This is a genomic window from Sphingomonas canaveralia, from assembly GCF_047238125.1.
Lineage (GTDB): Bacteria > Pseudomonadota > Alphaproteobacteria > Sphingomonadales > Sphingomonadaceae > JBDFMH01.
Genome location: NZ_JBDFMH010000001.1, coordinates 3,113,982 through 3,139,812 on the forward strand (window position 1 = coordinate 3,113,982; position 25,831 = coordinate 3,139,812).

The following is a 25,831-nucleotide window of genomic DNA, read 5'->3' on the forward strand; positions in this document are numbered from 1 at the left end:
CACCGGATCAGGGTGGCGGGCGGCGGTCCGGGGATCGTTTGTTTGGCGCGCTACTGGTGTCGATCGAGGCTGGCGCGTTCATTTGCCCGGGGCGGGACCAGTCTGCTCGATCTTGCCGTTCGCGACCTTCCAAATGCCTTGCGCGGCCGACACATACAGCGGCACGCCCGCAATTAACGCTTGGAAGACATGGATCTCCGTCGGCACGGGATCGAGTATGGCGGCCTGATCCGCCGGGGCAACAGGTGCGGGCGCGAGAGCCAACAGCCCGGCCAGCAGCGCCGCGATCACTTTCCGCCGCCCAGCCGGGTCATCAGGATTGCGGCGCGCTTAGCCTGGCTGGCGATCGAGGGGAGGTCGACCGTCTCGCCCGGTGCGTGATCGCCGGTGCTCCACGGGCCGAGACCGACGAGGCCATCGACATCCTTCGCCACGAACGCGATATCGCCCGCGCCGCGCTTCAGCGGATCGAGCTCGGGCATGGCGGGCAGGCCGAGATCGGCGTTGACGCCGTTCAGCTTCGCCAGCAGCACCCGGTTGCCTGGCGTGGGCGCCATCGGCGGATAGCCTTCGTCAAAGACGATCTCGGCCGAGGTGCCGGGTGCGTGTTTCGCGACGATCGCCTGCATTTTCGCCTTCACCCGCGCGGTCTGTTCGTCGCTCAGCGTGCGGAAATCGCCGCGCGCCACGGCGGAGGCGGGGATGATGTTGGGCTTGCCGGTGGCGGTGGCGCGGACCTGATCGGCATCCAGCGCGGCCTCCGCCCCGCCCGCGACAAGGCCGACGTTGAAGGTCAGGTTCGGCTCGGGCAGCTCGGTGCGGAAGGCGGCAACGATGCGGGCCAGCTCGTTGATCGCGCCATCGCCATAGACGGAATTGAAGATCAGCGAGCTGTGGCCGGACTTGCCGGTGGTGCGCAGCACCCAGCTGTTCGACGAACGCCGCGCGATCGAGCCCATGTCGCGGCCGTTCTCCACGAAAAGACCTTCGAAATCGAGCGCGGCATCGGCGCGCTTGCCGGCGGCGATCAGATCGGCACCCGCGATCTCGGTCGGGTCGCCGGTGCGTTCCTCATCGCCGGTCAGGTGAATCTCGAAGGTTGCGGCGTCCAGCGTGCCGGCCGTCTTCATCGCCTTCAGCGCCGCCAGCATCACGACCATGCCGCCCTTGTCGTCGCCCGCGCCCGGGCCTTCGGCCTTGTCCCCCTTGCGCACGAAGCGCTGGAACGGGCTGTCGGGTTCGAACACGGTATCGAGATGCCCGATCAGCAGCAGCCGATTTGCGCCCTTGCGGCCGTCGCGGATGGCGATCAGATGGCCCGCGCGCTTCGTCTCGGCCATCGGCTTCCAGACGGTGGTGAAGCCGAGCGCGTCGAGCTCCGCCTTCATCATCGCGCCGACCTTGGCGACGCCGTCCAGATTCATCGTGCCGCTGTTCTGGTTTACCAGCCGTTCGAGCAGCGCGATCGACTGATCCTGCCCGGCATCAACCGCTGCCACCATCTTGCGCTCGGCGGGAGTGAGCGCCGCGGTGGCAGGGGTGGCAAGGAGGGCGGCGGCGAGGAGGAACGCTATCTTCATGCGCCCTTTTAGCCAGCTTTTCCTCTTTGACGGAAGGCGCGCCGTCGCGCCTGCGCTGGCAAGGGCGACGGCTAAGGGAGTGTTACAACACCTCGAACAAGCCCGCCGCGCCCATGCCGCCGCCCACGCACATCGTGACGACGACATGCTTCACGCCGCGACGCTTGCCCTCGATCAGGGCGTGGCCGACCATGCGCGCGCCCGACATGCCATAAGGATGGCCGATCGAGATCGCGCCGCCATCGACGTTGAGGCGATCGTTCGGGATGCCGAGCACGTCCTGGCAATAGAGCACCTGCACCGCGAACGCCTCGTTCAGTTCCCACAGGCCGATATCGTCGGTCTTGAGGCCGAACCGTTCGAGCAGCTTAGGCACGGCATAGACCGGGCCGATCCCCATCTCGTCCGGCTCGGTGCCGGCCACCGCCATGCCGACATAGCGGCCGAGCGGCTGCAGCCCGCGCGCAGCGGCGACGCCCGCTTCCATCACCACGCATGCGGATGCGCCATCGGAAAGCTGGCTGGCGTTGCCGGCGGTGATGTTCATCTCTGGCCCCATCACCGGCACCAGCGCCTTCAGCCCTTCGAGCGTGGTATCGGCGCGGTTGCCCTCGTCCTTCGAAAGCGTGACTTCCTTCTTCGAGGTCTCCTTGGTGGCCTTGTCGACCACCGTCATCGTCGCGGTGACGGGCACGATTTCCGCATCGAAGCGGCCCGCGGCCTGGGCGGCGGCGGTGCGCTGCTGGGACTGGAGCGCATAATCGTCCTGCCGATCGCGCGACACGCCATAGCGCTTGGCGACGACTTCGGCCGTCTGCAGCATCGGCATGTAGACATCCTTGTGCATCGCGATCAGCTCGCGATCCGGTCCGAGGCGGATTTCCGGAGTCTGCACCAGCGAGATCGATTCGACGCCGCCGGCGACGACGATATCCTCGCGATCGACGATCACCTTTCGTGCCGCGATCGCGATCGCCTCGAGCCCGCTGGCGCACTGGCGATCGACCGACATGCCCGCCACGGTGACGGGCAGGCCCGCGCGCAGGGCGGCGGTGCGGCCGATCGTGGCCTGCACGCCCTGCTGCAGCGCGGCCCCGATCACGCAATCCTGGATCTCGGCCGGATCGACGCCCGAGCGCTCGACCGCGGCGCGGATCGCATGCGCGGCGAGGGTGGGCGAGGGGGTGGCGTTGAACGCGCCCCGATAGGCGCGGCCGATCGGCGTGCGGGCGGTGGAAACGATGACGGCGTCACGCATGGCGTATCTCCTGGCTGGCCCGCGCTGGCGGCGGGCTCGGGTTCGATCAGAGGAAAATTTGGGTGATCCATTCGGCGATCAGCGCGGGGCGGGGCTGATCCTCGATCTCGACGGTGACTTCGACAAGCTGTTGCCACTGGCTGGGGCGCTTCTCTTCCAGCTCGAGCAGCTTGAAGCGGGCGCGAACCCGCGATCCCGACCGGACCGGAGTGAGAAAGCGGAGCCGGTTGGCGCCGTAATTCACCCCCATTCGTGCATCATCGACCCGAATCCCCGCGCTCTGCGCCAGCATCGGCAGCAGCGACAGGGTGAGGAAGCCGTGCGCGACGGTGCCGCCGAACGGCGTGAGCGCCGCGCGCTCGGGATCGACATGAATGAACTGCCGATCGCCGGTCGCCTCGGCAAAGGCATCGATCATCGGCTGATCGATCCGCACCCAATCGGACAGGCCGATCTCCTCGCCGATCCGGGCGCGGAGCGATTCGAGTGTCGCCATCTTCCTCTCCCGCCCCATCGGTCATAAAGCGCGGCAACGCTCATGACGCGCGTTGACGTTAACGTCAACCGCTGCTGCCAGATCGAGGATACGCCATGTTTTCCGCCCCGCCCGCGCTTGCCGACCGCCTGACCGCGCTGCACCGCGCGCCCGAGCCGCAAGTGCTGTCCGCGCTGCTGCCAGATGCCACGCTTTCGCCGGACGAGCGCGGCCACGTAGTGGGCCGCGCGCTCGGCCTGCTGGCCGATCTGCGCGCGGGCCTGCGCGAAGGGTGGGCGAACCAGTTCCTGCAGGAATATCGGCTCAATTCGTCCGAAGGCGTGGCGCTGCTGAGCCTGGCGGAAGCCTTCCTGCGCGTACCCGATCCCGAGACCGCGGACCGGCTGATCGCTGACAAGCTGGGCGATGCCGATTGGAAGGCGCACAAGGGCCGCTCCGCATCCGGCCTCGTCAATTCGGCGACCTGGGGGCTGGTGATCGGCCGCGCGTTGGTCAGCGACAGCGGCCAGGCAGGCGCGCTGAAGCGGCTGATCGCCAGAGCGGGGGAGCCGTTCGTGCGGCAGGCGGTGGGCGCTGCGATGCGGATGATGGGCGAGATCTTCGTGATGGGCCGCACCATCGACGAGGCGCTGGGGCGGATGCGCAAGCCCGACAACAAGGGCTTTACCGCCAGCTTCGACATGCTGGGCGAGGCGGCGCGCACCTATCCCGATGCCGAGCGCTATTTCCGATCATACCAGGATGCGATCGCCGCGGTCGGCCGGGCGGCGAAGGAGGGGCATTCGATCTCGGTCAAGCTCTCCGCGCTGCACCCGCGCTACGAAGTGCCGCAGTGGAGCAAGTGCGTGCCGGCGCTGACCGAGATGCTGGAAGCGCTGGCGATCCAGGCGGCGGAGGCGGGCATCGGGCTGACCGTGGATGCCGAGGAAAGCGAGCGGCTGGAGATGAGCTTCGCGATCATCGCCGGCGTCGCCGGGCTGCCCGCGCTGAAGGGCTGGGACGGCCTCGGCATGGCGGTGCAGGCCTATGGCAAACGCGCGCGGCCGACGATCGACTGGGCCGACGGGCTGGGGGCCGCCACCGGGCGGCGGATCGCGGTGCGGCTGGTGAAGGGCGCCTATTGGGACAGCGAGATCAAGCGCACCCAGGAATGGGGACTGAGCGATTATCCGCTGTTCACGCGCAAGGCCGCGACCGACGTATCCTATCTGGCCTGCGCCAAGGCGATGCTGGCCGCGCCGAACATCTATCCCGCCTTCGCCAGCCACAATGCGCTGACGGTGGCGACCATCCTGGAATGGGCGGGCAGCAGCCGCGACTTCGAATTTCAACGGCTGCACGGCATGGGCGATGGGCTGTACGAGGCGCTGGTGCGCGAGGAAGGCTATCACTGCCGGATCTATGCGCCGGTGGGCGGCCATCGCGATCTGCTGGCCTATCTGGTTCGGCGACTGCTGGAGAATGGCGCGAACAGCAGCTTCGTGCACCAGCTGGCCGACGAGGGGCTTTCCGATGATCAGCTGCTGGCCGATCCGGCCGAGAAGATCGCGGCGGTGGCGGGCGCACGCCATCCTTCGATCCCGCTACCGGTGGATCTGATGGGCGATGTCCGCCGCAACAGCATGGGGATCGACCTGTGGGACCGGGCGATCCTGGCGGAAACGGCGGCCGGCATCGCGCGTGCGGTGCCGCCGCCGACGATCCCCGCGCCGTCGCGCGCGCCGGTGCGGCCCGCCAAGGTGCCGGCGGGCGGCACCGATGCCGCCACCGCCGTCGCCCGCGCTCATGCGGGCTTCGCGCGCTGGTCGCAGACGCCGCTGGAGACGCGCGCGCGGGCGCTCGAAAAGCTGGCCGACCTGATGGAGGCGCATCGCGGCGACCTGATGGGCATCGCGGTGCACGAGGCGTTCAAGACCATTCCTGATGCGCTGGGCGAAGTGCGCGAGGCGGTCGATTTCTGCCGCTATTACGCCAACCAGGCGCGCAGCGTGCTGAGCCTCCACGAACTGCCCGGGCCGACCGGCGAGCGCAACATACTGCGTCACGAAGGCCGCGGCGTCTGGGCCTGCATCGCGCCATGGAACTTCCCGCTGGCGATCTTCATCGGCCAGGTGGCGGCGGCGCTGGTGGCGGGCAACACGGTGGTCGCCAAGCCCGCGCCGCAGACGCCGGCCATCGCTGGCTGGGCGGTGGCGCTGGCGCATGAAGCGGGCGTGCCCGAGGATGCGCTGGTGCTGCTGCCGGGCGGACCGGAAGAGGGCGCCGCGCTGATCGCCGATGCGCGGATCGCGGGCGTGGCCTTCACCGGATCGACCGGGACCGCCAAGCGGATCGCGCGCGGACTGCTTGAGGACGAGGCGCGCCCGCTGGTGCCGCTGATCGCCGAGACGGGCGGCATCAACGCGATGATCGTCAATTCGACCGCGCTGCCCGAACAGGTGGTGGCCGATGTCGTGACCTCCGCCTTCCGATCGGCCGGGCAACGTTGCTCGGCGCTGCGGCTGCTGCTGCTGCAGGCCGATATCGCCGATCGTACGCTCGAGATGCTGGGCGGCGCTATGGACACGCTGGTGGTGGGCGACCCCGCTGACCCGCAGACCGATGTCGGCCCGGTGATCGACGACGCCGCCTTCGAGCGGCTGATGGGCTACCGCGACAGCGTACGCGACCGCTGGGTGAAGACCATCGCCGCGCCCGCCGCTGGCCGGTTCGTGCCGCCGACGGTGATCCGGATCGACCGGATCGAGGGTCTGGGCCGCGAATGGTTCGGCCCGCTGCTGCATGTCGCAACCTGGGAGGCAGGCAAGCTGGAAGAGACGGTGGCGCGCGTGAACGCATCCGGCTTCGGCCTGACGATGGGTCTGCACAGCCGCATCGCGCGTGCGGCCGAGACGGTGGAGGCGTTCGCGCGGGTGGGCAATCTCTACGTCAACCGATCAATGATCGGCGCGATCGTGGGGTCGCAGCCCTTCGGCGGCGAAGGCCTATCCGGGACTGGCCCCAAGGCGGGCGGCCCGCATTACCTGCCCCGCTTCGCCGCGGAACGGGTGACATCGACCGATACGACTTCGGCCGGGGGGAATGCGACGCTGCTTTCGCTGGACGATGTGAGCATCTAGATCCTCCCCGTGGCGGGGAGAATCTTAGCGCTCGATCATCAGGTTCATACGGATGGCGGCGATTGGGTTCGCGCGGTCGTCCTGCCAGGCTTCGGCGACCATGTTGGCGACGCGTCCGCCGATGCGGACCACGCGGCCGGCAGCGCGGGTCTCGCGTTGCCGGCCGCCACGCAGATAATCGATCGTGACGCTGATCGGCTTCAGCGTGACGGCGTCGTTACCCAGCGCATGGCGGAGTGCGGCATAGGCGGCGATCTCCAGGATGCCGGCGATCGCGCCGCCGTGCAGGAAGCCGGGCCGGCCGAGCAGCTGATCGCCATAGGGAATCATAAGTTCCGGCGCGCCATCGCCCCCCGCGGCAAGCGCGATGCCCAGCAGCCGGGCATAGGGCGGCAGCTCAGTCATCGCCGAGCAGCATGAAGGTGCCGGCGACATGAGCGACCGGATCCGTTGGATCGCCGTCATGCGCTTCGCCGCGGACGAAGGCGATGCGGCGGGTGACGCGGTAGCATTCGCCACGCCCGATCACGGTTCGCCCGGGCACGGCGGGGCGCAGATAATCGACCCGTAGATCGAGCGTGGCCTGATGCCCGAACCGGCCGCGCCGCACCCACACCGCCATGCTGGTCGCCATGTCCATCATCGTCACGATCGGGCCTGAGGCCAGGATGCCGGTGACCGCATCGGCGACAAGATCCGCGCGCCAGGCCAGCGCCAGCTCGACCCAATCGGTGCCGTGCGCGACATGATCGAGCGGAACATGCGCGCCATGGCCGTAACGGCGCATCAGCGCGACGAACGCGACCGGATCAAAGCCGGGGGCAGGCGCGGACGCATCCATTGCCGCCGGGATAGGCAGGCTTTCCGCGCACGGCAACCGGCCCATTACGATAACTTAACTGGAGCACCGCGCCCGGCCTTGCCAGCCTGCCCCCGCATCATCAGGCGAGGAGACATGCGATGGACGAGCCGATCCGCGACGACAAGGAACTGCCCGAACTGGAGACGAAGGTGGCGCTCGCCGGCACCCGGCATCAGGCCGATGTCGGGGGATCGGTCTGCTTCAACAGCGTAGTCGCCATCGCGATCTACACCAACCGGCCGTGACCGGCGACGCGGTGGCGGCGGCGTTCCGCGCGCTGCCGGCGGTGGCCGCGTTCGAAGCCGCGCTGGTCCGAGCCGAAGAAACGCCGCCGGCGATCGAAGCGGCGGTCCGCGCGCTGCTGGGCGATCGGGGTTGGATCGATTCGGCGATCGGCATCCTGATCGCGGCCGCGCGTGCCGACCCCTGGTTCGAGCCGCCGTTCGCCGCCATTGGCGACGATGCGCATCGCGGCCTGCTGTTGATCGAGGATCGTCGCGCGACGATCTCGCTGAGCTGGATATCAGGCGCCGCGCTCGGCGCGCGCAAGCGGGCGGCGGCGGGGGCGGGCTCGATCGGTTTCAGCGGGCAACGCACCATCTATCGGCTGATCTCAGGCGCGGCCGAGCTGGACCTGTGGCGCGCGCCGCCGATCGATGCGGGGTTCGATGCTGCGACGCGGGGCCCGGCGACGCGCGCCGGCCGACGCACGATCAGCGCAGGCGAGACGTTCGAGATCGATGGGCGGTGCGAATCATTTTCGATCGCGGGCGCCAACGGAGATCTGGTGCTGGCGCAAGGCGCTGTCCACGCAGGTGCCGCAGCGATCGCATGCGAGCATGACCCGGCGACAGGGGTGCTGATCGCTGCCAGCGCGACCGATCCCGCCGCCAGCCACGCCGAGATGATGGCGACCCTGCTGGCCGCCATGAGGCGCGCCGACGCGGTGTCGGCGCTGGCCAAGCTGGCGGCGCATCCCGCCTTCTTCCTGCGCTGGCATGCGGCGCGGATGCTGCACCGGATCGATGCCGCCGCAGCGCGGCCGCTGATCGCAGCCATGGCCGCGCATGATCCGCACCGCGACGTTCGCGCTGCGGCGGCCGGGGCGTTGCGACGAATGCCGGCCACCGATACATGCCCCGCCTGATCGCGACCGAGCCCGGGCCGCCGCTCGACCTGGCCGGGTTCGTCGATGCGGTGGAGGCGGCAGGTTTCGACCCGGCGGACGAGGCGTCGTTCGTGAGCGTGGCGCCGCTATTGCGACGGCTGGCCTGTAACCGCCGTTTCCTGGGTGATCGGCTGCTCCGCGAGATCGAGGCGGGGTGCGGCGATCAGGCGCGGGCCAACCGCTACAATGCGCAGGTGGTGATGCTGGATCGGCGGGAGCGCTGGTTCGTGCGCGCCAACATCTGGCCCGGTGCGCGCGACCCGGCCGTGCGCACCAACGGGCTGGGCCCCTTTTTCTACGGCTTGCCGCACGATCATAATTTCAGCTTCCTGACCGTCGGCTATTTCGGCCCCGGCTACGAAAGCGATCATTGGGAGGTCGATCCGCAGGCGATCACAGGCCTGCCCGGCGAGGCGGTCACGCTGCGCGCGCTCGGCCGGCAGCGGCTGACGGCGGGGCAAGTGATGCTCTATCGCGCGCACCGTGACGTGCATGCCCAGCACCCGCCCGCTTCGCTGTCGGTAACGCTGAACCTGATGCAGGCGACCCCGGGGCTGGCGCGGCGTGCGCAGTATCGCTTCGATCCGGATCGCGGCACCATCGCCGAGCGGCTGGGGCAGACCGCGATGGAGGCGCTGCTGCCGCTGGCGGCGCGGCTGGGCGGGGCGGACGGGCGCGCGCTGCTGGCGGAATTGGCCGATCGCCATCCATCGGGAAGGATCCGTTTCGGCGCGATCGCGGCGCTGGCCGACAGCGAAGTCGAGCCGGCCGGGGCCGAGCGGCTGGTGCGGGGAGCCCGCGATGGCGACGCGCTGGTCGCGGGGCTTTGCACGCAGGCGATCGCGACGCGAACGGCCGGATCGGCGTGGATCGGTGCCACAACGCCGCCATAATGGACGAGCCCGACCGCGCGGGCTACGCGCCACCGGCTAGGCTGCACGGCGGAGGATCGCGTGCGGCAGGAGCTATTGGGACAGGGAGAAGCGGCGGGGCCGCTGATGCTGGCGGCGGGGGCGCTGCGGCTGGACCTGCTTGATCGATCCGCGGATCATGCCGGGCGGGCGCTGCGCCTGTCGCCGCGTGAATTCACCATGCTGGCGCTGATCGTCCATGCCGCGCCGATGGCGGTTCCGCGCACCGAACTGCTGGTGCGCGTGCTCGGCTGCCGGCACGACCCCGGCACCAACGGGGTCGCAGTGCATCTGTCGCGGCTGCGCGCCAAGCTGCACAGGGCCGGCGCGCCGGGGATCGAAACGGTGCGCGGGGCGGGCTATCGGCTGCGCCCCGCACCTGCGATCAGCCGTTGAGCTTGCCCAGCACCGACTGGAGCTGCATCGCCACGCCCATATCGCCTTCGACCTTCAGCTGGCCGCCCATGAATGCGGTCATCGGATTGAGCTCACCCTTGGCGAGCGCCTTGAAATCCTCCCACGAGATCTTCACGGTGGCGTCCGCATCACCATCGGTTTCGGTCACCGCGCCGGCCTTGCCGTCGAGCAGGATCACGCCTTCCCCGCCGAAATCGAGCTTCACGACCTTCCCCGGCACATAGGCCGAGGCGGCCCCCATCTTGGCTGCAGCTTCGCTTTTCGTCATCATGGCTCTCCCGATCGGATCCGCGAGCGATAACCGGGCTGACGTGAACGTCAAGCGACGTGGCGGGTGCTTCCGGAGCGCCGTCGGCTGATCTAAAGCGGCGGCATGACACCGCTTATCCTTGGCCTGGCCGCCGAAACCCTGTCCGATAACGAGCGCGCCTTGTTCCGCGACATCGATCCGGCCGGCTATATCCTGTTCCGCCGCAATTGCGTCGACCGAACCCAGCTGCGCGCGTTGACGGATGATCTGCGCGCGCTGGCGGGGCGGGACGACGTGCCGATCCTGATCGATCAGGAAGGTGGTCGGGTCGCACGGCTGCAGCCGCCCGAATGGCCCGCCTTTCCTGCCGCGGACCGGTTCGCGGCGCTTTACGATATCGCGCCGATCTCCGCGATCGAGGCGGCACGCGTGAATGCGCAGGCGATTGGCACGGTGCTGGCCGAGCTCGGCATCAATGTGGATTGCCTGCCGCTGCTGGACGTGCGCCAGCCGGGCGCGCACGACATCATCGGCGATCGCGCACTGGGCGAGGAGCCGATGCGGGTGGCGGCACTGGGCAAGGCCGTGCTGGATGGGCTGCGCCGGGCAGGGGTCGTCGGCGTGGTCAAGCATGTGCCGGGGCATGGCCGCGCGACTGCGGACAGCCATGTCGAACTGCCCGTCGTCAATGCCGACGCCGCAGCGCTGGAAACCGATCTGGCACCGTTCATCACGCTGCGTGGCGCGCCGATGGCGATGACCGCGCATGTGGTCTACCCCGCCTGGGATGCGGAGCGTTGCGCCAGCCTTTCCCCGATCGTGATCGGGGAGATCATCCGCGGGCGGATCGGCTTCGACGGGCTGCTGATGTCGGACGATCTTGGCATGCAGGCGCTGGCCGGCGATTTCGGCGCGCGGGCGGCAGGCGTGATCGCGGCCGGCTGCGACGTGGCGCTGCACTGTTCGGGCGACATGGCCGAGATGCAGGCGGTGGCGGGCGCGGTCGGCCCGATATCGGATCAGGCACGCGAACGGCTCGCGCGCGCGATGTCGACGGTGGCGGCCGGCGCGAGCGCCACGCCTTATGCGGAACTGGCCGAAAAGCGCGACGCGCTGCTGGCGCTGGCGTGAGTCTTACCGGACCGTCATGCTGAACTTGGTTTGGCATCCACCTTTCAAGCCAAGCGATGCGGTTGATACGGGGGTGGACCCTGAAACAAGTTCAGGGTGACGAAGTGGATATGGCGAGCGAACCCGAGACGCTGACGATCGCGCTGGACGGGTGGGAAGGCCCGCTCGATCTGCTGCTGGCCCTGGCGCGCGCGCAGAAAGTGGATCTGCGCGAGCTTTCGATCCTGGCGCTGGTCGAGCAATATCTGGCCTATGTGAACCAGGCACGCGCGCTGAGGCTGGAGCTGGCCGCCGACTATCTCGTTATGGCGGCCTGGCTGGCCTACCTAAAATCCTGCCTGCTGCTGCCACGGGATCCCGAGATCGAGCCAAGCCCGGAGGAGCTGGCGCTGCGGCTGCAATTGCGGCTGCAGCGGCTGGATGCGATGCGTGAGGCCGGTGCACGGCTGATGGCGCGCGATCGGATCGGCCGCGACACCTTCACCCGCGGTGCGCCCGAAGGGCTGCGGCTGGTGCGGCGCGCGGCATGGCAGGCGGGGTTGTTCGATCTGATCGCCGCCTATGGCGCGGTCCGCGCGCGGGCGGCGCCCGTGGTGCATGTCGTGACCAGGCGGCCGGTCTTCTCGCTGGATCAGGCGCTGGACCGGATCGCGGCGCTGATCGGGCAGCGGCCCGACTGGTCGACGCTGGAAAGCTTTCTGCCGGATGCGTCCGATCCGGATTATCGCCGGTCGGCACTTGCGTCGAGCTTCGTTGCCGCACTGGAACTGGCGCGGCAGGGTCGGATCGCGCTGGCGCAGGACGCACCGTTCGCGCCGCTGATGGTGCGCGGGGCATGACCCCGCCCGACGAGGTCGTGCGCGCGGTGGAGGCGGCGCTGTTCGCCGCCGAGACGCCGATGAGCGCGGACGAGATTGCGACCGTGGTGGGCGAGGGGGTCGCGGTGGCGGCGGCGCTCGATCGGCTGGCGCAGGATTATGCAGGCCGCGGCGTCAATCTGGTCGAACGCGGCGGCCGCTGGCATTTTCAGACCGCACCCGACCTGGGGCACCTGCTGCGCCGCGAGCGCGAGGAGGCCCGCAAGCTCAGCCGCGCCGGTATCGAGACGCTGGCGATCATTGCGTATCACGAACCCGTCAGCCGCGCCGAGATCGAGGCGATTCGCGGGGTGCAGGTGGCCAAGGGGACGCTCGACGTGCTGATGGAGGCGGGCTGGGTGCGGCCCGCGGGCCGCCGCGAAACGCCTGGCCGCCCGCTGACCTATGCGACGACGCCGGCCTTCCTGTCGCATTTCGGCCTGGCCTCGCGCCGCGACCTGCCGGGGATCGATGACCTGCGTGCCGCCGGGCTGCTCGATCCTGTCGACCTGGCATTCGAAGGGTTGGGCGAGGAGGACGAAAGCGGCTCGGAGACGAGCGACTAGATCCTGCTGCTCCGTCTGGATCCGGGTGGCGCGTTGCATCCGTCTGCCCCGACGCCTATCTTGGGCGGAGCTTCGGGAGATTGATCGTGGGTGGTTTCAGCCTCTGGCACTGGCTTGTGCTCGGTGTCGTCGTTCTGCTGCTGTTCGGGCGCGGCAAGTTCTCCGACGCGATGGGCGATGTCGCCAAGGGCATCAAGAGCTTCAAGAAGGGTATGTCCGAGGATGACGAGCCGGCCAAGCCGGCCGCTCCCGCGCAGCGCCTGCAGGCGCAGCCGCCGATCGAACCCAACACCGATCGCGATCTGCAGCCGATGAAGGACGATCGCCCGGCCGGCTGATCGCACCCGCTTCCCACGCCCCGCATGCGCGCGTAGGAGCCCAGTCATGTTCGACGTCGCGCCTACCGAATTGCTGCTCGTCGCCTTCGTCGCGCTGCTGATCATCGGCCCCAAGGATCTGCCGCGCGCCATGCGCGTGGTCGGTCACTGGGTGGGCCGGGCGCGCGGCGTGGCGCGCCAGTTCCGATCCGGCTTCGACGAGCTCGTGCGGCAGAGCGAGCTTGAGGAAATGGAAAAGAAATGGGCGGCGGAGAATGCGCGCATCATGCGTGAGCATCCGCCGGAAAGCGCGGCCGGCTGGGCTGATCATCCGGCCGAGCCGGAGGATCCCGATGCCGGCCCGCCGCCGGCGATGGAGCCGTTGCCGCCGCCGCGGGTCGACCTGCACAAGCCGGACGAGCGCGCGTGAAGGATATCGACGACAGCCGCGCGCCGCTGATGGAGCATCTGATCGAACTGCGCCGCCGGCTGCTGATCTCGATGGCGGCGCTGGCGGCAGCATTCGGGCTATGCCTGTGGCAGGCGCGGCCGATCTTCGCGTTTCTGGTCCAGCCGCTGCTGGCGGCGGGGCAGGGGCGGCTGATCTACACCAACATCTTCGAAGCATTCTTCGCCGAAGTGAAGGTGGCGTTCTTCGCCGCGATCATGATCGCCTTCCCGGTGCTGGCCAGCCAGATCTGGCAGTTCGTGGCGCCCGGGCTCTACGCCAAGGAAAAGCGCGCTTTCCTGCCATTCCTGATCATGACGCCGATCCTGTTCCTGTCAGGCGCGGCGCTGGCCTATTATTTCGCGATGCCGGTGGCGCTGCATTTCCTGCTCGGCTTCCAAGGCAATCTGGGCGGCGTGCAGCAGGAAGCGCTGCCCGGGGTCGGCAACTACCTCGATTTCGTCACCAAGTTCCTGTTCGGGTTCGGCGTCTCGTTCCTGCTGCCGGTGCTGTTGATGCTGCTGGAGCGCGCCGGCATCGTGACCCGCCAGCAGCTGGCCGGCGCCCGCCGCTATGCGATCGTCGGCGCGTTCGCAATCGCAGCGGTACTGACCCCGCCGGATGTCGTATCGCAGCTGATGTTGGCGATCCCGCTGTGCCTGTTGTTCGAGATCGCGCTGATCGCGATCTGGTTTACCGAGCGCCGCCGCGCGAAGACCGAGGCATCGGCAGGCGAAACTGTTTCGTGAGCGGATCGTTCGCCCGATCATGACAGGGGGCCATGACGATCCGATCGTGCTGACGCGGACCAACGCCGCGCGTGTCGGCAAGCTGGCGGACGCGCCCGAATGGGCCTTCCCGTTTCCGCCGCGCGACGGCTGCCGCGTGACGCCGATGATCGAGGCGGCGGAAATGTATCCCGAGCTGGAGCGGATGACGCTGGCGGCGACGCGCTCCGTTTGGCTGGCGTTCCGCGTGTTCGACCCCGACACAAAAGCGCGGTCGGCCGAGGCGAAGGCGGAGGGGCTGGCGGACTGGACGGCGCTGATTAGCGATGCGGTGCGCCGCGGGGTCGAGGTGCGCGTGCTGCTGACCGACTTCGAACCGGTGATGGCCGATCATCTTCATGCCGGATCCTGGGCGAGCTTTCACCGGTTGCGCGCGCTGGCCGATACGCTGGACGAGCCGAGCCGCGATCGCCTGCAGCTGATCGTGATCCAGCATGAGGGTGAGGTCGGCTGGGCATGGCGCCAGATGCTGCGGCTGCCGCTGGGCATGAAGCTTCGGCGGATGGTGGCACGGCTGGCGACTGGCGAGGAGGCCGAGGATGGCGGCCTAGACAGCCGGCCCGGCCTCTGGCCGCACACGGCCTGGGAAGGGGAACGGCCACGCGGCTGGCGGCGTGGACCACCGCCGCGGCTGTGGCCGGCCACCTATCACCAGAAATTCGCGGTGTTCGACGGCCAGATCGCGATGATCGGCGGGCTGGATCTGGACGAGCGCCGCTGGGACGACCGCTGGCACCGACAACGCGCCGACCGGACCTGGCACGACATCTCGGCTCGGGTCGAGGGGCCGGCCGCGGGCGATGCCGCACGGCACTTCGCGCGGCTGTGGAACCGCGAACTTCCGCGCTTCCGCCAGCAGGTGGCCGAATGGACCAGCCGCGTGGAACGACAATTGGTGCTGGATCCATTGACCGAGCTGGGCACGCCCGAACTGCCGGCCGCGATACCCGCTGGCACGGCGACGGTGCAGATCGCGCGCACCTTGTCGCGACGGTCCAGCCGCGCGTTTGCGTTCGGCCCGGTGGCGCATATCCGAGAACTGCGCGCGGCGCATCGCCTGCTGATCCGATCGGCGCGGCGGCTGCTTTATATCGAGGCGCAATTCTTCCGGTCGCGGCAGGCGGCCAGCTGGGTGGTGCGCGCGCTGCGCACCAATCCGGACCTGGAGGTGATCATCCTGGTGGCGAACGCGCCCGAGGAAGTCGCGTTCGAGGGGCAGGCCGATAATCCCGCACACCGCCATGGCGAATGGCTGCAGACCCGCGCGTTGGGCCGCATCCAACGCGTCGGCGGTGATCGCGTCGGCCTGTTCTCGCTTGCGAAGCCGGAGCGGGTACGCGGCAGCGAAGCGGAATTCGATGCCCAGCGCGGCAGTGCGTTCGGGGCCGGGCTGATCCATATCCACGCCAAGATGCTGCTGGCCGACGACGCGACCTGCCTCCTGTCATCCGCCAACATCAACGGGCGCAGCTTCGACTGGGATACCGAGCTCGGCCTGATCTGGCGCGAGAGCGGCGACGTGCTGACGGCATTCCGGAGATCGCTCTGGCAGCAATTGCTTGGCGCGCCGCAACCGGACGACGCCGGCCTGGCCGCGTGGCGCGCGGTGGCCGATGCCAATCGCCAGTTGCCGCCCGAACAGCGACAGGGGTTCGTGATCCCCTATCAACTGGTGCGCGCGCGGCGGTTCGCGCGGCCTTACTGGTTCGTGCCTGACGATCTCGTCTGAGTGACAGGTGGGCAAGAAAAAAGCGCCGCCGGCGAACCGGCGACGCTCTTTCGACATGGTGTCGGCAGTGTTTAGTCTGCCGCGTCCTTCACGGCGTCACCCGCCGAGGAGATATCCTTGCCCGCGCCTTCGACCGTGTTGCAGGCCGAGATCATCAGGCTGCCCGCGACCAGCGCGAGTGCAAAAACCTTACGCACCATGTGATTGCTCCTTTTATCGCCCGCGCCTTGCCGTCGCGGGGCCGAGGTGGGAATGCCCAGCCGCAGTCATTGTTCCGCGTGCGGTCCGACGATTTCAGAGATGATTAAGAGCGTGGCTATCGCGCCACAAAAAAATATGGGCCCGGAGCGCTGCCGGGGGGAGGATCAGCGCGTCCGGGCCCTTTGGGGCGGATAGCGAGAGCGGGGGGGCAAAAGGTCGCTATCCGAAGTGTAGAACGGGCAAGGCGGCAGCGGGTTCCAGGGGCTTGTCAACTTTTTTCGGTGCCGGTTTCACAGTCGCGCGTTGACTCGCGGCAACGTAAAGGAGAGCGCGCTTGAGCAAGCCACCCGCCACGCCCCCATCGAGCGATATCGATGGTGCCGACGCCGATGCCCGCGCCGGTCGGCCGTCAACCAGGCCAGATCCGGATGACACGCGCCGCCTGGAACGCGGCAACGAGGAGGCCCGCGGCCGGCCGCCGAGCGACAGCGGCAGCGAGGCGATCGGCGACTAGGCTTATCAGCCGGCGTCGGATGCGGGCACGACCGGGATCACGATCTCGAACCGGCCCGCATCGGCATCCCGTGCGAGCTTGGCGCGGAGCTGGCGCGACAGGCCTTCGACGACGCGGTCGAACCGATCCAGCGAGGCGTGGGCTCGACAGGCTTCGCTTGCCAATCCGGGTGCCGAGATGATCAGCGCCATCCGAGATTCGGTATCGGTCGGCATCATCGCGATCGCGATCCGCCCACCCGGATCACAACTCATCGCGAGCTCCACGATCTCGGTGATCAGGAACGCGACCGGCACCGCAACGTCCTGCGTGACGGAAGCCGAGGCGATGTCGAGCGTGATCACCAGCTGGCTCGCCTCCTGCGGTGCGGTCGCGCGTAGGTTGGCGGCAAGTTCGCCCACCAGTGCGCGCAGACCTACGCCACGATTTTCCTCGAGCTCGGCAAAATGGTTGCGGTGGACGACCGCGAGCGCATCGACGCGGCGTTGGATCGAAGCATAGGCCGCGGCGACATCGGGCTTGTCGACCCCGCGCGCGTGCAGGTTGATCAAGCTGGAGACGACCTGAAGATTATTCTTCACGCGGTGATGCACTTCGCGGGTGAGTTTAGTCTGGCGGGCGAGGCCTGCTTCCAGCTCGCGCTCGTGCCCAGCCACGCGCTCGGTCATCGCGATGAAGGACTGGCCGAGCGCGCGCAGTTCATGCGCCGGCGTACGGCTGAGCGGCAGGCGCAGTTCGTCCCCACCCGGTTCGTAGCGCGCGATCGCATAGTTCATGCGCAGCAGCGGCCGGATGATCAGGCGATCGACCACGAACCAGCCGATCAACGCGGCGGCAAGCCACATCGTGAGCGGCAGGATCGCGATCAGCAGTTCGACCGCAGTGATCGGCGTCGCCGCGACGGTCAATTGCAGCGCGACATCACTGTCAGTGACCGGCGCTGTGACCACGAGATGGCGGCGCAGCAGTCGCGGCGCTTCCTCGCGGCCCAGGCCGATCCTTCCATCCGGGCTGACCAGCGCCAGGCTGTGGCGCGCGGTCAGTGCAAGCGGGCGACTGATATCGGCCAGTGTCTTCAGCGGAAACTCGCCGATCGCGAACATGCCGTCCGCGCCGCCGCTGGCCTCGAAGCGCAGCCGGCTTTCGGCAGGCAACAGCTGCACGTCTGTGGTGAATCGCTGGACGGGCGGGGTGGCCACCGCGTCCGACAGCCCATCGGTCGCGCAAACAAGCGCGCCGGATCGATCGAACAATGCATAGTCCACTGCGAAGCGTTGCGCAGTGGATAGCGCGGTGAGAGCCCCGGTGCACTGCGCCGCATCGAGCGGCGCACTCGACCGCGCCATGATCTGCTGCAACAGCAACGACTGCCGCGCGATCGCCATGCTGAGCTGCGATGCGCCCTGCGCGGCGACGGCATGCGCCTCGCCTTCCCGGATGCGGGAATTGGTCTCCACCGATTCGATCGAAGCGAACAGCGCGATGAGACCGAGCGGCAGCAGCGCCGCCGTCAGGATGAGCAGCATCTTCAGGCCGGTCGGCAAGCGATTCAGGCCGGATCGGATCATCGCCGGTCCGATCTGCTGCTGGGCGCCATCGTCATTTCCCGAAGAACGCGCCCGATCCGGCGCGGGGGCGGGTGAAGGATCAGTTCAGTTTGCCGAGCAGATCGAGCATGTCCGCCGGAATGTCCTCGCGAACCGTTTCCTGCCAGACGCTGCGCAGCGCGCTGCCGACATTGGCGTCGCCCTTGGCCTTGCCTGATCGCGATGTGCCTTGGGCACGCGGGCCGGACGGCATTTTCTTTTCCCTGTCGTCGGCAGCCAAGTGCCCGTCCCCTTGCTCAAACGTCACACGGTCGCGACCGAAAACACCGCCCCTGCCGATCCGCTCCTTGCGGCCGACATGATCCGGCAATCCCTTTGCTTCGGACAATTTACCCCCCAAGCGCGACCTCGGGATAAATTGCCCTCGCGGGCATGGAAACAAAAAACTGGGACGATTGTTCCAGCTTCGACGCGGTATCAGAATGCTTGTTTTCCGGGCCGCGCGGGGGGCATGAGGGGCACGATGGCACCTCGCGAACATCCCGTGCGGCGCTACTCTCGAACGTGAAGGACCAACATGTCGCTCGGCCAGGAACTCGCCCCCCACCTTCCCTTCCTGCGCCGCTATGCGCGGGCCCTGACGGGCAGCCAGGCCCATGGCGACGCCTATGTGCGTGCTGCGCTCGAGGCGATCGTGGCCGCGCCGGGCGATTTTCCCCGCGATGTCGATGCGCGCCTGGGCTTGTATCGCACCTTCCAGCGCATCTGGGCCTCCGCTGATGACGGCGTGAATGCCGATGTCGAGCGGGACGACGATGCCGAGGGGATCGCGCGCGCGCGGCTCGCCCAGATCACGCCACTGTCCCGCCAGGCGCTGCTACTGACCGCTATGGAAGGTTTCACGCCCGAAGATGCCGGCTATCTGATCGACGTGGGCGCCGATGAGGTGGAAGCGTTGGTCACCGACGCGCTGGCCGAGATCGAGCGACAGACCCGCGCCAGCGTGCTGATCATCGAAGACGAGCCGATCATTGCCATGGATCTCGAGACGATCGTGCGTGACCTAGGCCATTCGGTGACCGGCGTGGCCGTGACGCGCGACGAGGCGGTGGCGCAAGCGCTGGCCGATCGCCCCGGCCTGGTTCTGGCCGATATCCAGCTGGCCGACGACAGTTCGGGCATCGATGCGGTAAAAGACATCCTGGCCGAATTCTCGGTGCCGGTGATCTTCATTACCGCTTTCCCCGAACGGCTGCTGACGGGCGAGCGACCCGAGCCCACCTTCCTGATCACCAAACCGTTCCAGCGATCGACTGTGAAGGCCGCGATCAGCCAGGCATTGTTCTTTGATTCCACGACCATCCCGGCCTGAGGCGACGGCCGCCGCGATGGAACCACCCTTCCATCGCGGCGTTGCCCCGTAACGAATATTCAAAGGGGCGGCGGTCGCATGGACAAGCAGAACGAAGAAGTTCACGTCAGCACGGAGGAAGCCCGCGCCGGTTCCACTCCGCACATGACCCGTTATATCCTGTCGATCTCGCTCGTGCTGATCGTCGTGCTGTTCCTGGCGCTGTTGCTGTTCTACCGCTGACGCCAGTCTAACCGCGACGGGCATCGCATTTTGCGAGCCGGCACCCTATTGTAGCGTTGCGGGCATGGTCCCCGGCGGGAGATTCCGAACCACATGACCGATGAAGCAACCCGCGGGGACGACGACGCGCACGACGTGCCGCCCGCGGAGCACGTCCCGCTCAACGACGAGGATTTCAAGAGCGAACTGGCGCGCGTCATTCCGCATCTGCGCGCTTTCGGCCGCTCGCTGTCCGGCAATCGCGATCTCGCCGATGATCTTGTGCAGGAAACGCTGCTGAAGGCCTGGGCCGCGCGCAAGCGTTTCCAGGCCGGTACAAACATGCGCGCCTGGACTTTCATCATCCTGCGCAACCTGTTCCTCAGCCAGATGCGGCGCGCGCGTTTCAAGGGCGAATGGGACGAACTGACCGCCGCAAAGATCCTCGCGGCGCCTGCGAGCCAGGATCGCCATGTCGAGCTTGGTGACATGCAGCGCGCGCTGATGCATCTGCCGCAGCCGCAGCGCGAAGCGCTGATTCTGGTCGGCGCGGGCGGGTTCGCCTATGAGGAGGCTGCCGAGATCTGCGGCTGCGCGGTCGGCACCATCAAGAGCCGGGTGGCGCGCGGCCGCGTCGCGCTGGAACAGTTGATGAGCGAAGGCAAACTGCCATCGCGCCGCGATCACGAGACCGTGGCGGGCAAGACCGCGCTGCAGCAGATCATGGGTGAGGTCGACGAACTGGCGAAGCAGCGATAGCGTAGATTGCAGCGTCCGCGGCGCGGGAAGGACGGATCAGTACGTCTTGCGATCCAGATCGTTCAGCAGTTCGCCGATCGCGGCAGGCATATCCGCCGTGCGAGGCACAAATGCCTGTTTCAGCGCAAAGCCCACGCCCTCACGCACGGGCGGTACCACGGTCACCGTCTTCGGCTGGCTGGCCGTGGGGCGCGCCTGCTGGTTATGATGAGTCCGAATGTCCATATCCGCCGAACGCACGACCGCGGGGTGGGTTGCTTCAGATCAAGTCCGTTCCGCAACTCTTTGTGACTGTGGCATGACGACCACCGCCTATTCCGGCGCGCTGGATCGCATTGACCGCCATTCGCCGTTCCTGCGCGGCTTGGCACAACGCCGATCGGACCTGATCGCGGTGCTGGACGATGCGGGGCTGGAAGCGGCGTTGCGGGCGGCGCGCGAGTCCGACGACGGCAGCGCCGCGAGCGTTGCCCATGCGCTGCGCCGCGAGAAGCAGGGGATCGCGCTGCTGACGGCGCTGGCCGACCTGTCCGGCACGGTGCCGCTGGAAACAGTAGTCGCCAAGCTGTCCGATTTCGCAGACCGCGCGCTCGACCGCGCACTGGCTGCGGCGATCGGCGAGCGCACGCCGGGCGAGCCGGTCCGCGGCTTCACCATCCTCGCGCTGGGCAAGCATGGCAGCCGCGAGCTCAACTATTCATCCGATGTCGATCCGATCCTGATCTTTGATCCCGACACGCTGCCGCGGCGGGCCCGCGAGGAGCCGGTCGAGGCGGCCGTGCGGATCGCGCGACGGCTGGTCGAACTGATGCAGGCACGCGACGGGGACGGCTATGTGTTCCGCGTCGATCTGCGGCTCCGGCCGTCTCCCGAGGCCACACCGCTGGCGCTGCCGTACGAAGCCGCGCTTGGCTATTACGAATTGATGGCGCTGCCTTGGGAGCGTGCCGCCTTCATCCGGGCGCGCACCGCGGCGGGTGATCGCACGCTTGGCGACCTGTTCCTTGGCGCGATGCGGCCGTTCGTATGGCGCCGGTCGCTCGACTTCGGAGCGGTCGGGGAGATCCGGGGTATCTCGCGCCGGATTCGCGATCATCATGCGCAGGGGCAGCGTTTCGGCCCGGGCTATGATCTGAAGCGCGGCCGCGGCGGCATTCGTGAGATCGAATTCTTTGCGCAGATCCACCAGCTGATTCATGGCGGGCGCGAAGCCGCGCTGCGCGCGCCGGCGACGCTGGATGCGCTGGCGGCGCTGGCGGCGGCGGGGCGGATCGACCCCGCGGAGGCGGACGGGCTTGCCGAGGCCTATCGGCTGCTGCGCACGATCGAGCATCGCTTGCAGATGGTGGCCGACCAGCAGACCCACAGCCTGCCGCGCGATCCGACCGCACTGGAGAACGTGGCGCAGCTGCACGGGCTGGTCGATGGCGCCGCGCTGTTGAACCTGCTGGCGCCATACGTCGAGCAGGTCGGCGCGATCTATGACGCGCTGGACGGCGAGGGCCAGGGCGGGCTTTCGGCCGACGCGGCCCTGCTGGATGATACGCTGGCTGCTGCCGGCTTCCCCGATCCGCCGGCGGCGCGCGCGCGGATCGAGGAATGGCGCAGCGGCAAGCATCGCGCGATCCGCACCCCGGCCGCGCGCGATGCACTGGAAGCGGTGCTGCCGGGCTTGATCGCGGCGCTGGGCCGCGCGCAGGAGCCGCAGACCGCGCTGCTGCGATTCGATGCGATGGTGGCGGGGCTGCCGACCGCGATCAATCTGTTCCGGCTGCTCGAAGCGCGGCCCGGGCTGGCGCGGCTGCTGGCGGATATCCTGGCGCATGCGCCGGCGCTCGCGCAGCAGTTGGGACGCGCGCCGGCGCTGCTCGACGGATTGATCGATGCCACGGCGCTGGCACCGCCGCCGGATACGGCCACGCTGATCGCGGATTTCGGCGCGCGCGAGGTGGGCGACGACTATCAGGCGCTGCTCGATCGGGTGCGGCAGAAAGTGGGCGAGCGCCGCTTCGCGCTGGGCACCCAATTGGTGGCAGGCAGCACCGATCCACTGGATGTGGCGGCAGGTTATGCGCGCGTTGCCGAGGCTGCGATCGAAACGCTGGCGCAGGCGACCATCGCCGAGTTCGAGGCTGCCCATGGTCGCGTGCCGGGCGGCGAGTTGGCGATCCTGGCGCTGGGCCGGCTGGGCGGGGCCGCTTTGACCCATGCGTCGGACCTCGATCTGATCTATCTCTTTACGGGCGACCATCTGACCGAATCCGATGGCCGTCGGCCGCTTGGCGCGACGCTCTATTTCAATCGCCTGGCGCAGCGCGTGACCGCGGCGCTGAGCGTGCCGACCGCGGCCGGGCCCCTCTACGAAGTCGATACGCGGCTGCGGCCATCGGGTGCGCAGGGGCTGCTGGCAGTCTCGGTCGCGAGTTTCGCCCAGTATCAGCGCGAAAACGCCTGGACCTGGGAGCATATGGCGTTGACTCGCGCGCGGCCCGTGTTCGGATCGGCGGCGGCGCGGGCCGATGTCGCGGATGTGATCGCCGCCACGCTGGGCGCGGAACGCGATCCGGTCGCGCTGGTGGCCGATGCCTGCCGGATGCGACGCGAGATCGCGCAGCACAAGCCGGCGGCCGGGCCGTTCGATGTGAAGCTGATCGCCGGCGGACTGGTCGATTGCGAATTCGCGGTCCATAGCCTGCAACTGCGTCACCGCGTCGGTTTCGACCCGCGGTTGCGGCGGGCGATGCGGATGCTGGCGGATGCCGGGCTGCTGGACGAAGCGATGATCGACGCGCACGCGCTGATGACGCGTTTGCTCGTGACGTTGCGACTGGTGAGCCCGTCGTCCGACGCGCCGCCGGAAGCATCGCGTGAGCTGGTGGCGCGGGCGTGCCGGCAGCCGGACTGGGCGGCGTTGACGGCAGCTTATGGCGCGGCCCGCAGCGTCGTTGCCGGCGAATGGGCGCGGATCGCAGGATGCGAAGAAGAGGGACGATGACGATGGGACAGCCAGGCGAGACGATGCCCGATGCGGTGCTGGAGACGCCCGACGGCGGCAGCATCGGCCTGTCCGAACTGCGCCGACCGCTGGTCGTCTACTTCTATCCGAAGGACGATACGCCCGGATGCACGCGCGAGGCGCAGGATTTTTCTTCGCTGAAGGCGGCGTTCGACATGGCAGGCGTGTCGGTGATCGGCATCTCGCGCGATCCCGCGAAGAAGAAGGCCAAGTTCATCGACAAATATGATCTGAAGGTACCGCTGGCCACGGATCCCGGCGCGCTGTCGGATGCGCTCGGGGTCTGGGGTGAGAAATCGATGTATGGCCGCACCTATATGGGGATGGAGCGGACGACCTTCCTGGTCGCTGCCGACGGCACGATTGCCCAGGCATGGCGCAAAGTGAAGGTGCCCGGCCATGCGGAAGCGGTGCTCGCAGCGGCCCGGGCGCTCGGCGATGGCTGAGACGAGTGCCGGGGCGGCGCTGCGCGTGCTGAACGCCGCCGCCCCGCGCGACAAGATCATGGCCGCACGCACGGCAGCGCGCGCATGGCGGCTGGGCCGGCTGGTCCAGACCTGCGACGTGGCAATGCCCGATCGGCCGGCGCGTCCGGCCCGGCCGGAACTGCTGCCCCCGTCGCGGATGCCGAAGCGGGGCCGCGGCGGCAGCGATCGCACCCGGATCGCGCTGCTCCACGCGCTGGCGCATATCGAATTCGCCGCGATCGACCTGGCGTTCGATTTGATCGGGCGGTTCGGCGATCGCTTCCCGCGCGCCTTTCTGGACGACTGGTTCAAGGTGGGCGCGGAAGAAGCGATGCATTTCGCGCTGCTGTCGCGCCGGCTCGAATCGCTCGGTTCCTATTATGGTGCATTGCCGGCGCACGACGGGCTGTGGGAAGCCGCGGCCGAGACTGCACATGATCCGATCGCTCGGCTCGCGGTGGTACCGATGGTGCTGGAAGCGCGCGGGCTGGATGTGACACCGGTGATGATCGCCCGGTTCGAAAGCGTGGGCGATACCCGTTCCGCACGCATCCTGACGCGGATCGCGTCGGATGAGATCGGGCATGTGGCGGCGGGCGTACGCTGGTTCGAGCATCTTTGTGCAGCGCAGCGATTCGACCCAGGATCACATTGGAAGATGATGGTACGGCGTCATTTCCGGGGCGCGATTAAGCCACCGTTCAACGACTCGGCGCGGCAGTCAGCCGGTCTACCCCGTGATCTTTACCATGCGCTTGCCGATTGAGCGAAGCTGACGAATGAAGAGCCCCGTCGTCTGCGGGAGGGGCAAATCCTTTTGGCGACACCACGATAAACCGCTGCGAAGGCCGCAAAGGCCGCGCGGCTCAAGGTCGCCGGGGTTACTTGATGCATTCTGTTCTGCTGTCGACGAACGCGGGTCTGCCCAGCCGGTTCCGCTCGCTTTTCCGGCCGCGCGATATCTTCGTCCACGATGGTGGTACGCTGCGCCGGATCAAGTTCGGCCCCCGCATCCAGATGGCCCTGTTGGTGGCGATCGTCGTGCTGATCGGTTGGAGCGCCTATGCCGCGATCCAGCTGCGCGCGCCGGAAGCCGCCACCCACGACGTGGCAGTGATGGAGGCTCAGGTCGCGGCGATGGCGGCAGAGCGCGAGGCGCTGAAGCGCCAGGTCGCCGATATCGCACTGGCCGATGCCAAGAGCCGGATCAGCGAAACCCGTTCGCTGCTCGCCAAGCTGGGGCTGAAGCCCGATCGTTTCCACGCGCCGCGCCAGGGCGGCATGGGCGGCCCGTTCGAGCCGGTCACCGCCAACACCGGCAAGGCTGATCCCCAGTTTCAGGCGCTGTTCCTGCAGTGGAAGAAGCTTGACCAGCTTGAACAGGGCGTGATCTCGGTCCCGTCTCAGCGGCCGGTGCAGGATGTGAGCTTCACCTCCGGCTATGGGGTGCGCTCCGATCCGTTCCGTGGTTCGGCCGCGATGCATGCCGGCATCGATCTGGCGGGTCCGATCGGCACGCCGATCTATGCCACCGCCGATGGTGTCGTCGGCCGCTCCGGCTGGGCCAACGGCTACGGCAATCTGGTCGAGATCAACCATGGCAAGGGCATCGCCACCCGCTATGGCCATCTGTCCAAGCTCCTTGTCAGCGCCAACAGCCGGGTCAAGCGCGGCCAGCTGATCGCTCTGATGGGATCGACCGGCCGTTCGACCGGCAGCCATCTCCACTACGAAGTCCGCATCGACGGCCGCGCGGTGAACCCGGTGCCCTATCTCCAGTCGTCGGACTATCTGGCCTCGCTGCAGAAGCGTGCCGCCAACCAGATCGCGCTGGGCGGCCCGGAAGAGTGAGCCCGG

Annotated in this window: 31 protein-coding genes; 20 read left to right on the top strand and 11 right to left on the bottom strand. The window is 68.2% G+C overall.

Annotated elements, in window-relative coordinates; all coding sequences use genetic code 11:
- Positions 1-78: 78 nt before the first annotated feature.
- The 4 genes from ABC347_RS15640 to ABC347_RS15655 all read right to left on the bottom strand — a co-directional run bounded on the left by ABC347_RS15640 (position 79) and on the right by ABC347_RS15655 (position 3,334).
- Positions 79-291, bottom strand: coding sequence for a hypothetical protein (locus ABC347_RS15640; protein ID WP_413246635.1), 213 nt, complete (start codon positions 289-291; stop codon positions 79-81).
- Positions 288-1,580: a M20/M25/M40 family metallo-hydrolase gene (locus ABC347_RS15645; RefSeq protein WP_413246636.1), complete on the bottom strand. Its 1,293-nt coding sequence runs from the start codon at positions 1,578-1,580 to the stop codon at positions 288-290. The genes ABC347_RS15640 and ABC347_RS15645 overlap by 4 nt, the downstream gene beginning before the upstream one ends.
- Positions 1,581-1,662: 82 nt before the next feature.
- Positions 1,663-2,838 (bottom strand): acetyl-CoA C-acyltransferase, encoded by a 1,176-nt coding sequence (locus ABC347_RS15650; protein ID WP_413246637.1) that lies wholly within the window; start codon positions 2,836-2,838, stop codon positions 1,663-1,665.
- A 46-nt stretch (positions 2,839-2,884) separates the two neighbouring features.
- Positions 2,885-3,334: a MaoC family dehydratase gene (locus tag ABC347_RS15655; protein WP_413246638.1), complete on the bottom strand. Its 450-nt coding sequence runs from the start codon at positions 3,332-3,334 to the stop codon at positions 2,885-2,887.
- Between the two features lie 95 nt (positions 3,335-3,429).
- Between ABC347_RS15655 and putA the strand changes: the two genes are divergently transcribed.
- On the top strand, positions 3,430-6,453 hold the full coding sequence (gene putA / locus ABC347_RS15660) for a bifunctional proline dehydrogenase/L-glutamate gamma-semialdehyde dehydrogenase PutA (protein ID WP_413246639.1): 3,024 nt from the start codon (positions 3,430-3,432) through the stop codon (positions 6,451-6,453).
- 24 nt (positions 6,454-6,477) lie between these two features.
- Here putA and ABC347_RS15665 read toward each other — a convergent pair whose 3' ends face one another.
- On the bottom strand, positions 6,478-6,858 hold the full coding sequence (locus tag ABC347_RS15665) for a PaaI family thioesterase (RefSeq protein ID WP_413246640.1): 381 nt from the start codon (positions 6,856-6,858) through the stop codon (positions 6,478-6,480).
- Entirely contained in the window at positions 6,851-7,294 is a 444-nt protein-coding gene (locus ABC347_RS15670; RefSeq protein ID WP_413246641.1) for a PaaI family thioesterase, read from the bottom strand. Before ABC347_RS15670 ends, ABC347_RS15665 begins: the two co-directional genes overlap by 8 nt.
- A 119-nt stretch (positions 7,295-7,413) precedes the next feature.
- Between ABC347_RS15670 and ABC347_RS15675 the strand changes: the two genes are divergently transcribed.
- Genes ABC347_RS15675 through ABC347_RS15690 form a run of 4 tightly spaced genes read left to right on the top strand, consistent with a single transcriptional unit; the run spans position 7,414 to position 9,790 of the window.
- Positions 7,414-7,560 (top strand): hypothetical protein, encoded by a 147-nt coding sequence (locus tag ABC347_RS15675; protein ID WP_413246642.1) that lies wholly within the window; start codon positions 7,414-7,416, stop codon positions 7,558-7,560.
- Positions 7,557-8,462, top strand: a complete 906-nt coding sequence (locus ABC347_RS15680; RefSeq protein ID WP_413246643.1) for a HEAT repeat domain-containing protein — start codon at positions 7,557-7,559, stop codon at positions 8,460-8,462. The genes ABC347_RS15675 and ABC347_RS15680 overlap by 4 nt, the downstream gene beginning before the upstream one ends.
- Positions 8,450-9,376: a transposase gene (locus ABC347_RS15685; RefSeq protein ID WP_413246644.1), complete on the top strand. Its 927-nt coding sequence runs from the start codon at positions 8,450-8,452 to the stop codon at positions 9,374-9,376. Before ABC347_RS15680 ends, ABC347_RS15685 begins: the two co-directional genes overlap by 13 nt.
- 60 nt (positions 9,377-9,436) lie before the next feature.
- The gene (locus ABC347_RS15690) at positions 9,437-9,790 is read left to right on the top strand and encodes a winged helix-turn-helix domain-containing protein (protein ID WP_413246645.1); all 354 of its coding nucleotides are present in this window, start codon (positions 9,437-9,439) and stop codon (positions 9,788-9,790) included.
- On the opposite strand, the gene ABC347_RS15695 is transcribed toward ABC347_RS15690, so the two are convergent.
- Positions 9,780-10,079 (bottom strand): SCP2 sterol-binding domain-containing protein, encoded by a 300-nt coding sequence (locus tag ABC347_RS15695; RefSeq protein ID WP_413246646.1) that lies wholly within the window; start codon positions 10,077-10,079, stop codon positions 9,780-9,782. The genes ABC347_RS15690 and ABC347_RS15695 overlap by 11 nt on opposite strands.
- 105 nt (positions 10,080-10,184) lie before the next feature.
- Here ABC347_RS15695 and nagZ point away from each other — a divergent pair, with 105 nt between their 5' ends.
- From nagZ to ABC347_RS15730, 7 genes are all read left to right on the top strand, one after another.
- The gene (nagZ, locus tag ABC347_RS15700) at positions 10,185-11,192 is read left to right on the top strand and encodes a beta-N-acetylhexosaminidase (protein ID WP_413246647.1); all 1,008 of its coding nucleotides are present in this window, start codon (positions 10,185-10,187) and stop codon (positions 11,190-11,192) included.
- Between the two features lie 110 nt (positions 11,193-11,302).
- Positions 11,303-12,031: a segregation and condensation protein A gene (locus ABC347_RS15705; RefSeq protein ID WP_413246648.1), complete on the top strand. Its 729-nt coding sequence runs from the start codon at positions 11,303-11,305 to the stop codon at positions 12,029-12,031.
- On the top strand, positions 12,028-12,615 hold the full coding sequence (gene scpB / locus ABC347_RS15710; protein WP_413246649.1) for an SMC-Scp complex subunit ScpB: 588 nt from the start codon (positions 12,028-12,030) through the stop codon (positions 12,613-12,615). Before ABC347_RS15705 ends, scpB begins: the two co-directional genes overlap by 4 nt.
- A gap of 86 nt (positions 12,616-12,701) precedes the next feature.
- Positions 12,702-12,953 (top strand): twin-arginine translocase TatA/TatE family subunit, encoded by a 252-nt coding sequence (locus tag ABC347_RS15715; protein ID WP_413246650.1) that lies wholly within the window; start codon positions 12,702-12,704, stop codon positions 12,951-12,953.
- Positions 12,954-12,999: 46 nt separating this feature from the next.
- Positions 13,000-13,362 carry a Sec-independent protein translocase protein TatB gene (gene tatB, locus ABC347_RS15720; RefSeq protein WP_413246651.1) on the top strand — a complete coding sequence of 121 codons (363 nt, stop codon included), beginning with the start codon at positions 13,000-13,002 and terminating at the stop codon, positions 13,360-13,362.
- Between the two features lie 29 nt (positions 13,363-13,391).
- Entirely contained in the window at positions 13,392-14,129 is a 738-nt protein-coding gene (gene tatC, locus ABC347_RS15725) for a twin-arginine translocase subunit TatC (protein WP_413247082.1), read from the top strand.
- Between the two features lie 19 nt (positions 14,130-14,148).
- Complete coding sequence (locus ABC347_RS15730) at positions 14,149-15,897, top strand: phospholipase D family protein (protein ID WP_413246652.1); 1,749 nt, start codon at positions 14,149-14,151, stop codon at positions 15,895-15,897.
- A 71-nt stretch (positions 15,898-15,968) separates the two neighbouring features.
- On the opposite strand, the gene ABC347_RS15735 is transcribed toward ABC347_RS15730, so the two are convergent.
- Positions 15,969-16,097, bottom strand: a complete 129-nt coding sequence (locus tag ABC347_RS15735) for an entericidin A/B family lipoprotein (protein ID WP_413246653.1) — start codon at positions 16,095-16,097, stop codon at positions 15,969-15,971.
- A gap of 335 nt (positions 16,098-16,432) precedes the next feature.
- Here ABC347_RS15735 and ABC347_RS15740 point away from each other — a divergent pair, with 335 nt between their 5' ends.
- Complete coding sequence (locus ABC347_RS15740; RefSeq protein WP_413246654.1) at positions 16,433-16,612, top strand: hypothetical protein; 180 nt, start codon at positions 16,433-16,435, stop codon at positions 16,610-16,612.
- A gap of 5 nt (positions 16,613-16,617) precedes the next feature.
- Here ABC347_RS15740 and ABC347_RS15745 read toward each other — a convergent pair whose 3' ends face one another.
- Together ABC347_RS15745 and ABC347_RS15750 are read right to left on the bottom strand one after the other, a co-directional pair.
- A complete protein-coding gene (locus ABC347_RS15745) occupies positions 16,618-18,180 on the bottom strand; it encodes a sensor histidine kinase (protein ID WP_413246655.1) in 1,563 nt (520 codons plus the stop codon).
- 79 nt (positions 18,181-18,259) lie between these two features.
- Complete coding sequence (locus ABC347_RS15750; protein ID WP_413246656.1) at positions 18,260-18,529, bottom strand: hypothetical protein; 270 nt, start codon at positions 18,527-18,529, stop codon at positions 18,260-18,262.
- 207 nt (positions 18,530-18,736) lie between these two features.
- Between ABC347_RS15750 and ABC347_RS15755 the strand changes: the two genes are divergently transcribed.
- The 3 genes from ABC347_RS15755 (at position 18,737) to ABC347_RS15765 (ending at position 20,491) form a co-directional block, all read left to right on the top strand.
- A complete protein-coding gene (locus ABC347_RS15755; protein WP_413246657.1) occupies positions 18,737-19,531 on the top strand; it encodes a response regulator in 795 nt (264 codons plus the stop codon).
- A 78-nt stretch (positions 19,532-19,609) separates the two neighbouring features.
- The gene (locus tag ABC347_RS15760; RefSeq protein ID WP_413246658.1) at positions 19,610-19,753 is read left to right on the top strand and encodes a hypothetical protein; all 144 of its coding nucleotides are present in this window, start codon (positions 19,610-19,612) and stop codon (positions 19,751-19,753) included.
- 93 nt (positions 19,754-19,846) lie between these two features.
- Entirely contained in the window at positions 19,847-20,491 is a 645-nt protein-coding gene (locus ABC347_RS15765; protein WP_413246659.1) for a sigma-70 family RNA polymerase sigma factor, read from the top strand.
- A gap of 36 nt (positions 20,492-20,527) precedes the next feature.
- On the opposite strand, the gene ABC347_RS15770 is transcribed toward ABC347_RS15765, so the two are convergent.
- Positions 20,528-20,731: a hypothetical protein gene (locus tag ABC347_RS15770; protein ID WP_413247102.1), complete on the bottom strand. Its 204-nt coding sequence runs from the start codon at positions 20,729-20,731 to the stop codon at positions 20,528-20,530.
- Between ABC347_RS15770 and ABC347_RS15775 the strand changes: the two genes are divergently transcribed.
- The 4 genes from ABC347_RS15775 (at position 20,709) to ABC347_RS15790 (ending at position 25,825) form a co-directional block, all read left to right on the top strand.
- Positions 20,709-23,486: a bifunctional [glutamine synthetase] adenylyltransferase/[glutamine synthetase]-adenylyl-L-tyrosine phosphorylase gene (locus ABC347_RS15775; protein WP_413246660.1), complete on the top strand. Its 2,778-nt coding sequence runs from the start codon at positions 20,709-20,711 to the stop codon at positions 23,484-23,486. The genes ABC347_RS15770 and ABC347_RS15775 overlap by 23 nt on opposite strands.
- Entirely contained in the window at positions 23,483-23,953 is a 471-nt protein-coding gene (locus ABC347_RS15780; RefSeq protein ID WP_413246661.1) for a peroxiredoxin, read from the top strand. Before ABC347_RS15775 ends, ABC347_RS15780 begins: the two co-directional genes overlap by 4 nt.
- The gene (locus ABC347_RS15785) at positions 23,946-24,740 is read left to right on the top strand and encodes a ferritin-like domain-containing protein (protein ID WP_413246662.1); all 795 of its coding nucleotides are present in this window, start codon (positions 23,946-23,948) and stop codon (positions 24,738-24,740) included. The genes ABC347_RS15780 and ABC347_RS15785 overlap by 8 nt, the downstream gene beginning before the upstream one ends.
- A 122-nt stretch (positions 24,741-24,862) precedes the next feature.
- Positions 24,863-25,825 carry a M23 family metallopeptidase gene (locus tag ABC347_RS15790; protein WP_413246663.1) on the top strand — a complete coding sequence of 321 codons (963 nt, stop codon included), beginning with the start codon at positions 24,863-24,865 and terminating at the stop codon, positions 25,823-25,825.
- Positions 25,826-25,831: the final 6 nt, after the last annotated feature.

Excerpts from the sequence above, each read along its gene's own strand:
- ABC347_RS15695 (WP_413246646.1), bottom strand. The coding sequence starts at position 10,079 with ATGACGAAAAGCGAAGCTGCAGCCAAGATGGGGGCCGCCTCGGCCTAT.
- ABC347_RS15655 (WP_413246638.1), bottom strand. The coding sequence starts at position 3,334 with ATGGCGACACTCGAATCGCTCCGCGCCCGGATCGGCGAGGAGATCGGC.
- tatB (WP_413246651.1), top strand. The coding sequence starts at position 13,000 with ATGTTCGACGTCGCGCCTACCGAATTGCTGCTCGTCGCCTTCGTCGCG.
- ABC347_RS15745 (WP_413246655.1), bottom strand. The coding sequence starts at position 18,180 with ATGATCCGATCCGGCCTGAATCGCTTGCCGACCGGCCTGAAGATGCTG.
- ABC347_RS15735 (WP_413246653.1), bottom strand. The coding sequence starts at position 16,097 with ATGGTGCGTAAGGTTTTTGCACTCGCGCTGGTCGCGGGCAGCCTGATG.
- ABC347_RS15760 (WP_413246658.1), top strand. The coding sequence starts at position 19,610 with ATGGACAAGCAGAACGAAGAAGTTCACGTCAGCACGGAGGAAGCCCGC.
- ABC347_RS15775 (WP_413246660.1), top strand. The coding sequence starts at position 20,709 with ATGTCCATATCCGCCGAACGCACGACCGCGGGGTGGGTTGCTTCAGAT.
- ABC347_RS15755 (WP_413246657.1), top strand. The coding sequence starts at position 18,737 with ATGTCGCTCGGCCAGGAACTCGCCCCCCACCTTCCCTTCCTGCGCCGC.
- ABC347_RS15785 (WP_413246662.1), top strand. The coding sequence starts at position 23,946 with ATGGCTGAGACGAGTGCCGGGGCGGCGCTGCGCGTGCTGAACGCCGCC.
- ABC347_RS15665 (WP_413246640.1), bottom strand. The coding sequence starts at position 6,858 with ATGACTGAGCTGCCGCCCTATGCCCGGCTGCTGGGCATCGCGCTTGCC.
- ABC347_RS15705 (WP_413246648.1), top strand. The coding sequence starts at position 11,303 with ATGGCGAGCGAACCCGAGACGCTGACGATCGCGCTGGACGGGTGGGAA.
- ABC347_RS15730 (WP_413246652.1), top strand. The coding sequence starts at position 14,149 with ATGACAGGGGGCCATGACGATCCGATCGTGCTGACGCGGACCAACGCC.
- ABC347_RS15765 (WP_413246659.1), top strand. The coding sequence starts at position 19,847 with ATGACCGATGAAGCAACCCGCGGGGACGACGACGCGCACGACGTGCCG.
- ABC347_RS15685 (WP_413246644.1), top strand. The coding sequence starts at position 8,450 with ATGCCCCGCCTGATCGCGACCGAGCCCGGGCCGCCGCTCGACCTGGCC.
- nagZ (WP_413246647.1), top strand. The coding sequence starts at position 10,185 with ATGACACCGCTTATCCTTGGCCTGGCCGCCGAAACCCTGTCCGATAAC.
- ABC347_RS15650 (WP_413246637.1), bottom strand. The coding sequence starts at position 2,838 with ATGCGTGACGCCGTCATCGTTTCCACCGCCCGCACGCCGATCGGCCGC.
- tatC (WP_413247082.1), top strand. The coding sequence starts at position 13,392 with ATGGAGCATCTGATCGAACTGCGCCGCCGGCTGCTGATCTCGATGGCG.
- scpB (WP_413246649.1), top strand. The coding sequence starts at position 12,028 with ATGACCCCGCCCGACGAGGTCGTGCGCGCGGTGGAGGCGGCGCTGTTC.
- ABC347_RS15780 (WP_413246661.1), top strand. The coding sequence starts at position 23,483 with ATGACGATGGGACAGCCAGGCGAGACGATGCCCGATGCGGTGCTGGAG.
- ABC347_RS15675 (WP_413246642.1), top strand. The coding sequence starts at position 7,414 with ATGGACGAGCCGATCCGCGACGACAAGGAACTGCCCGAACTGGAGACG.
- ABC347_RS15670 (WP_413246641.1), bottom strand. The coding sequence starts at position 7,294 with ATGGATGCGTCCGCGCCTGCCCCCGGCTTTGATCCGGTCGCGTTCGTC.
- ABC347_RS15790 (WP_413246663.1), top strand. The coding sequence starts at position 24,863 with ATGCATTCTGTTCTGCTGTCGACGAACGCGGGTCTGCCCAGCCGGTTC.
- putA (WP_413246639.1), top strand. The coding sequence starts at position 3,430 with ATGTTTTCCGCCCCGCCCGCGCTTGCCGACCGCCTGACCGCGCTGCAC.
- ABC347_RS15645 (WP_413246636.1), bottom strand. The coding sequence starts at position 1,580 with ATGAAGATAGCGTTCCTCCTCGCCGCCGCCCTCCTTGCCACCCCTGCC.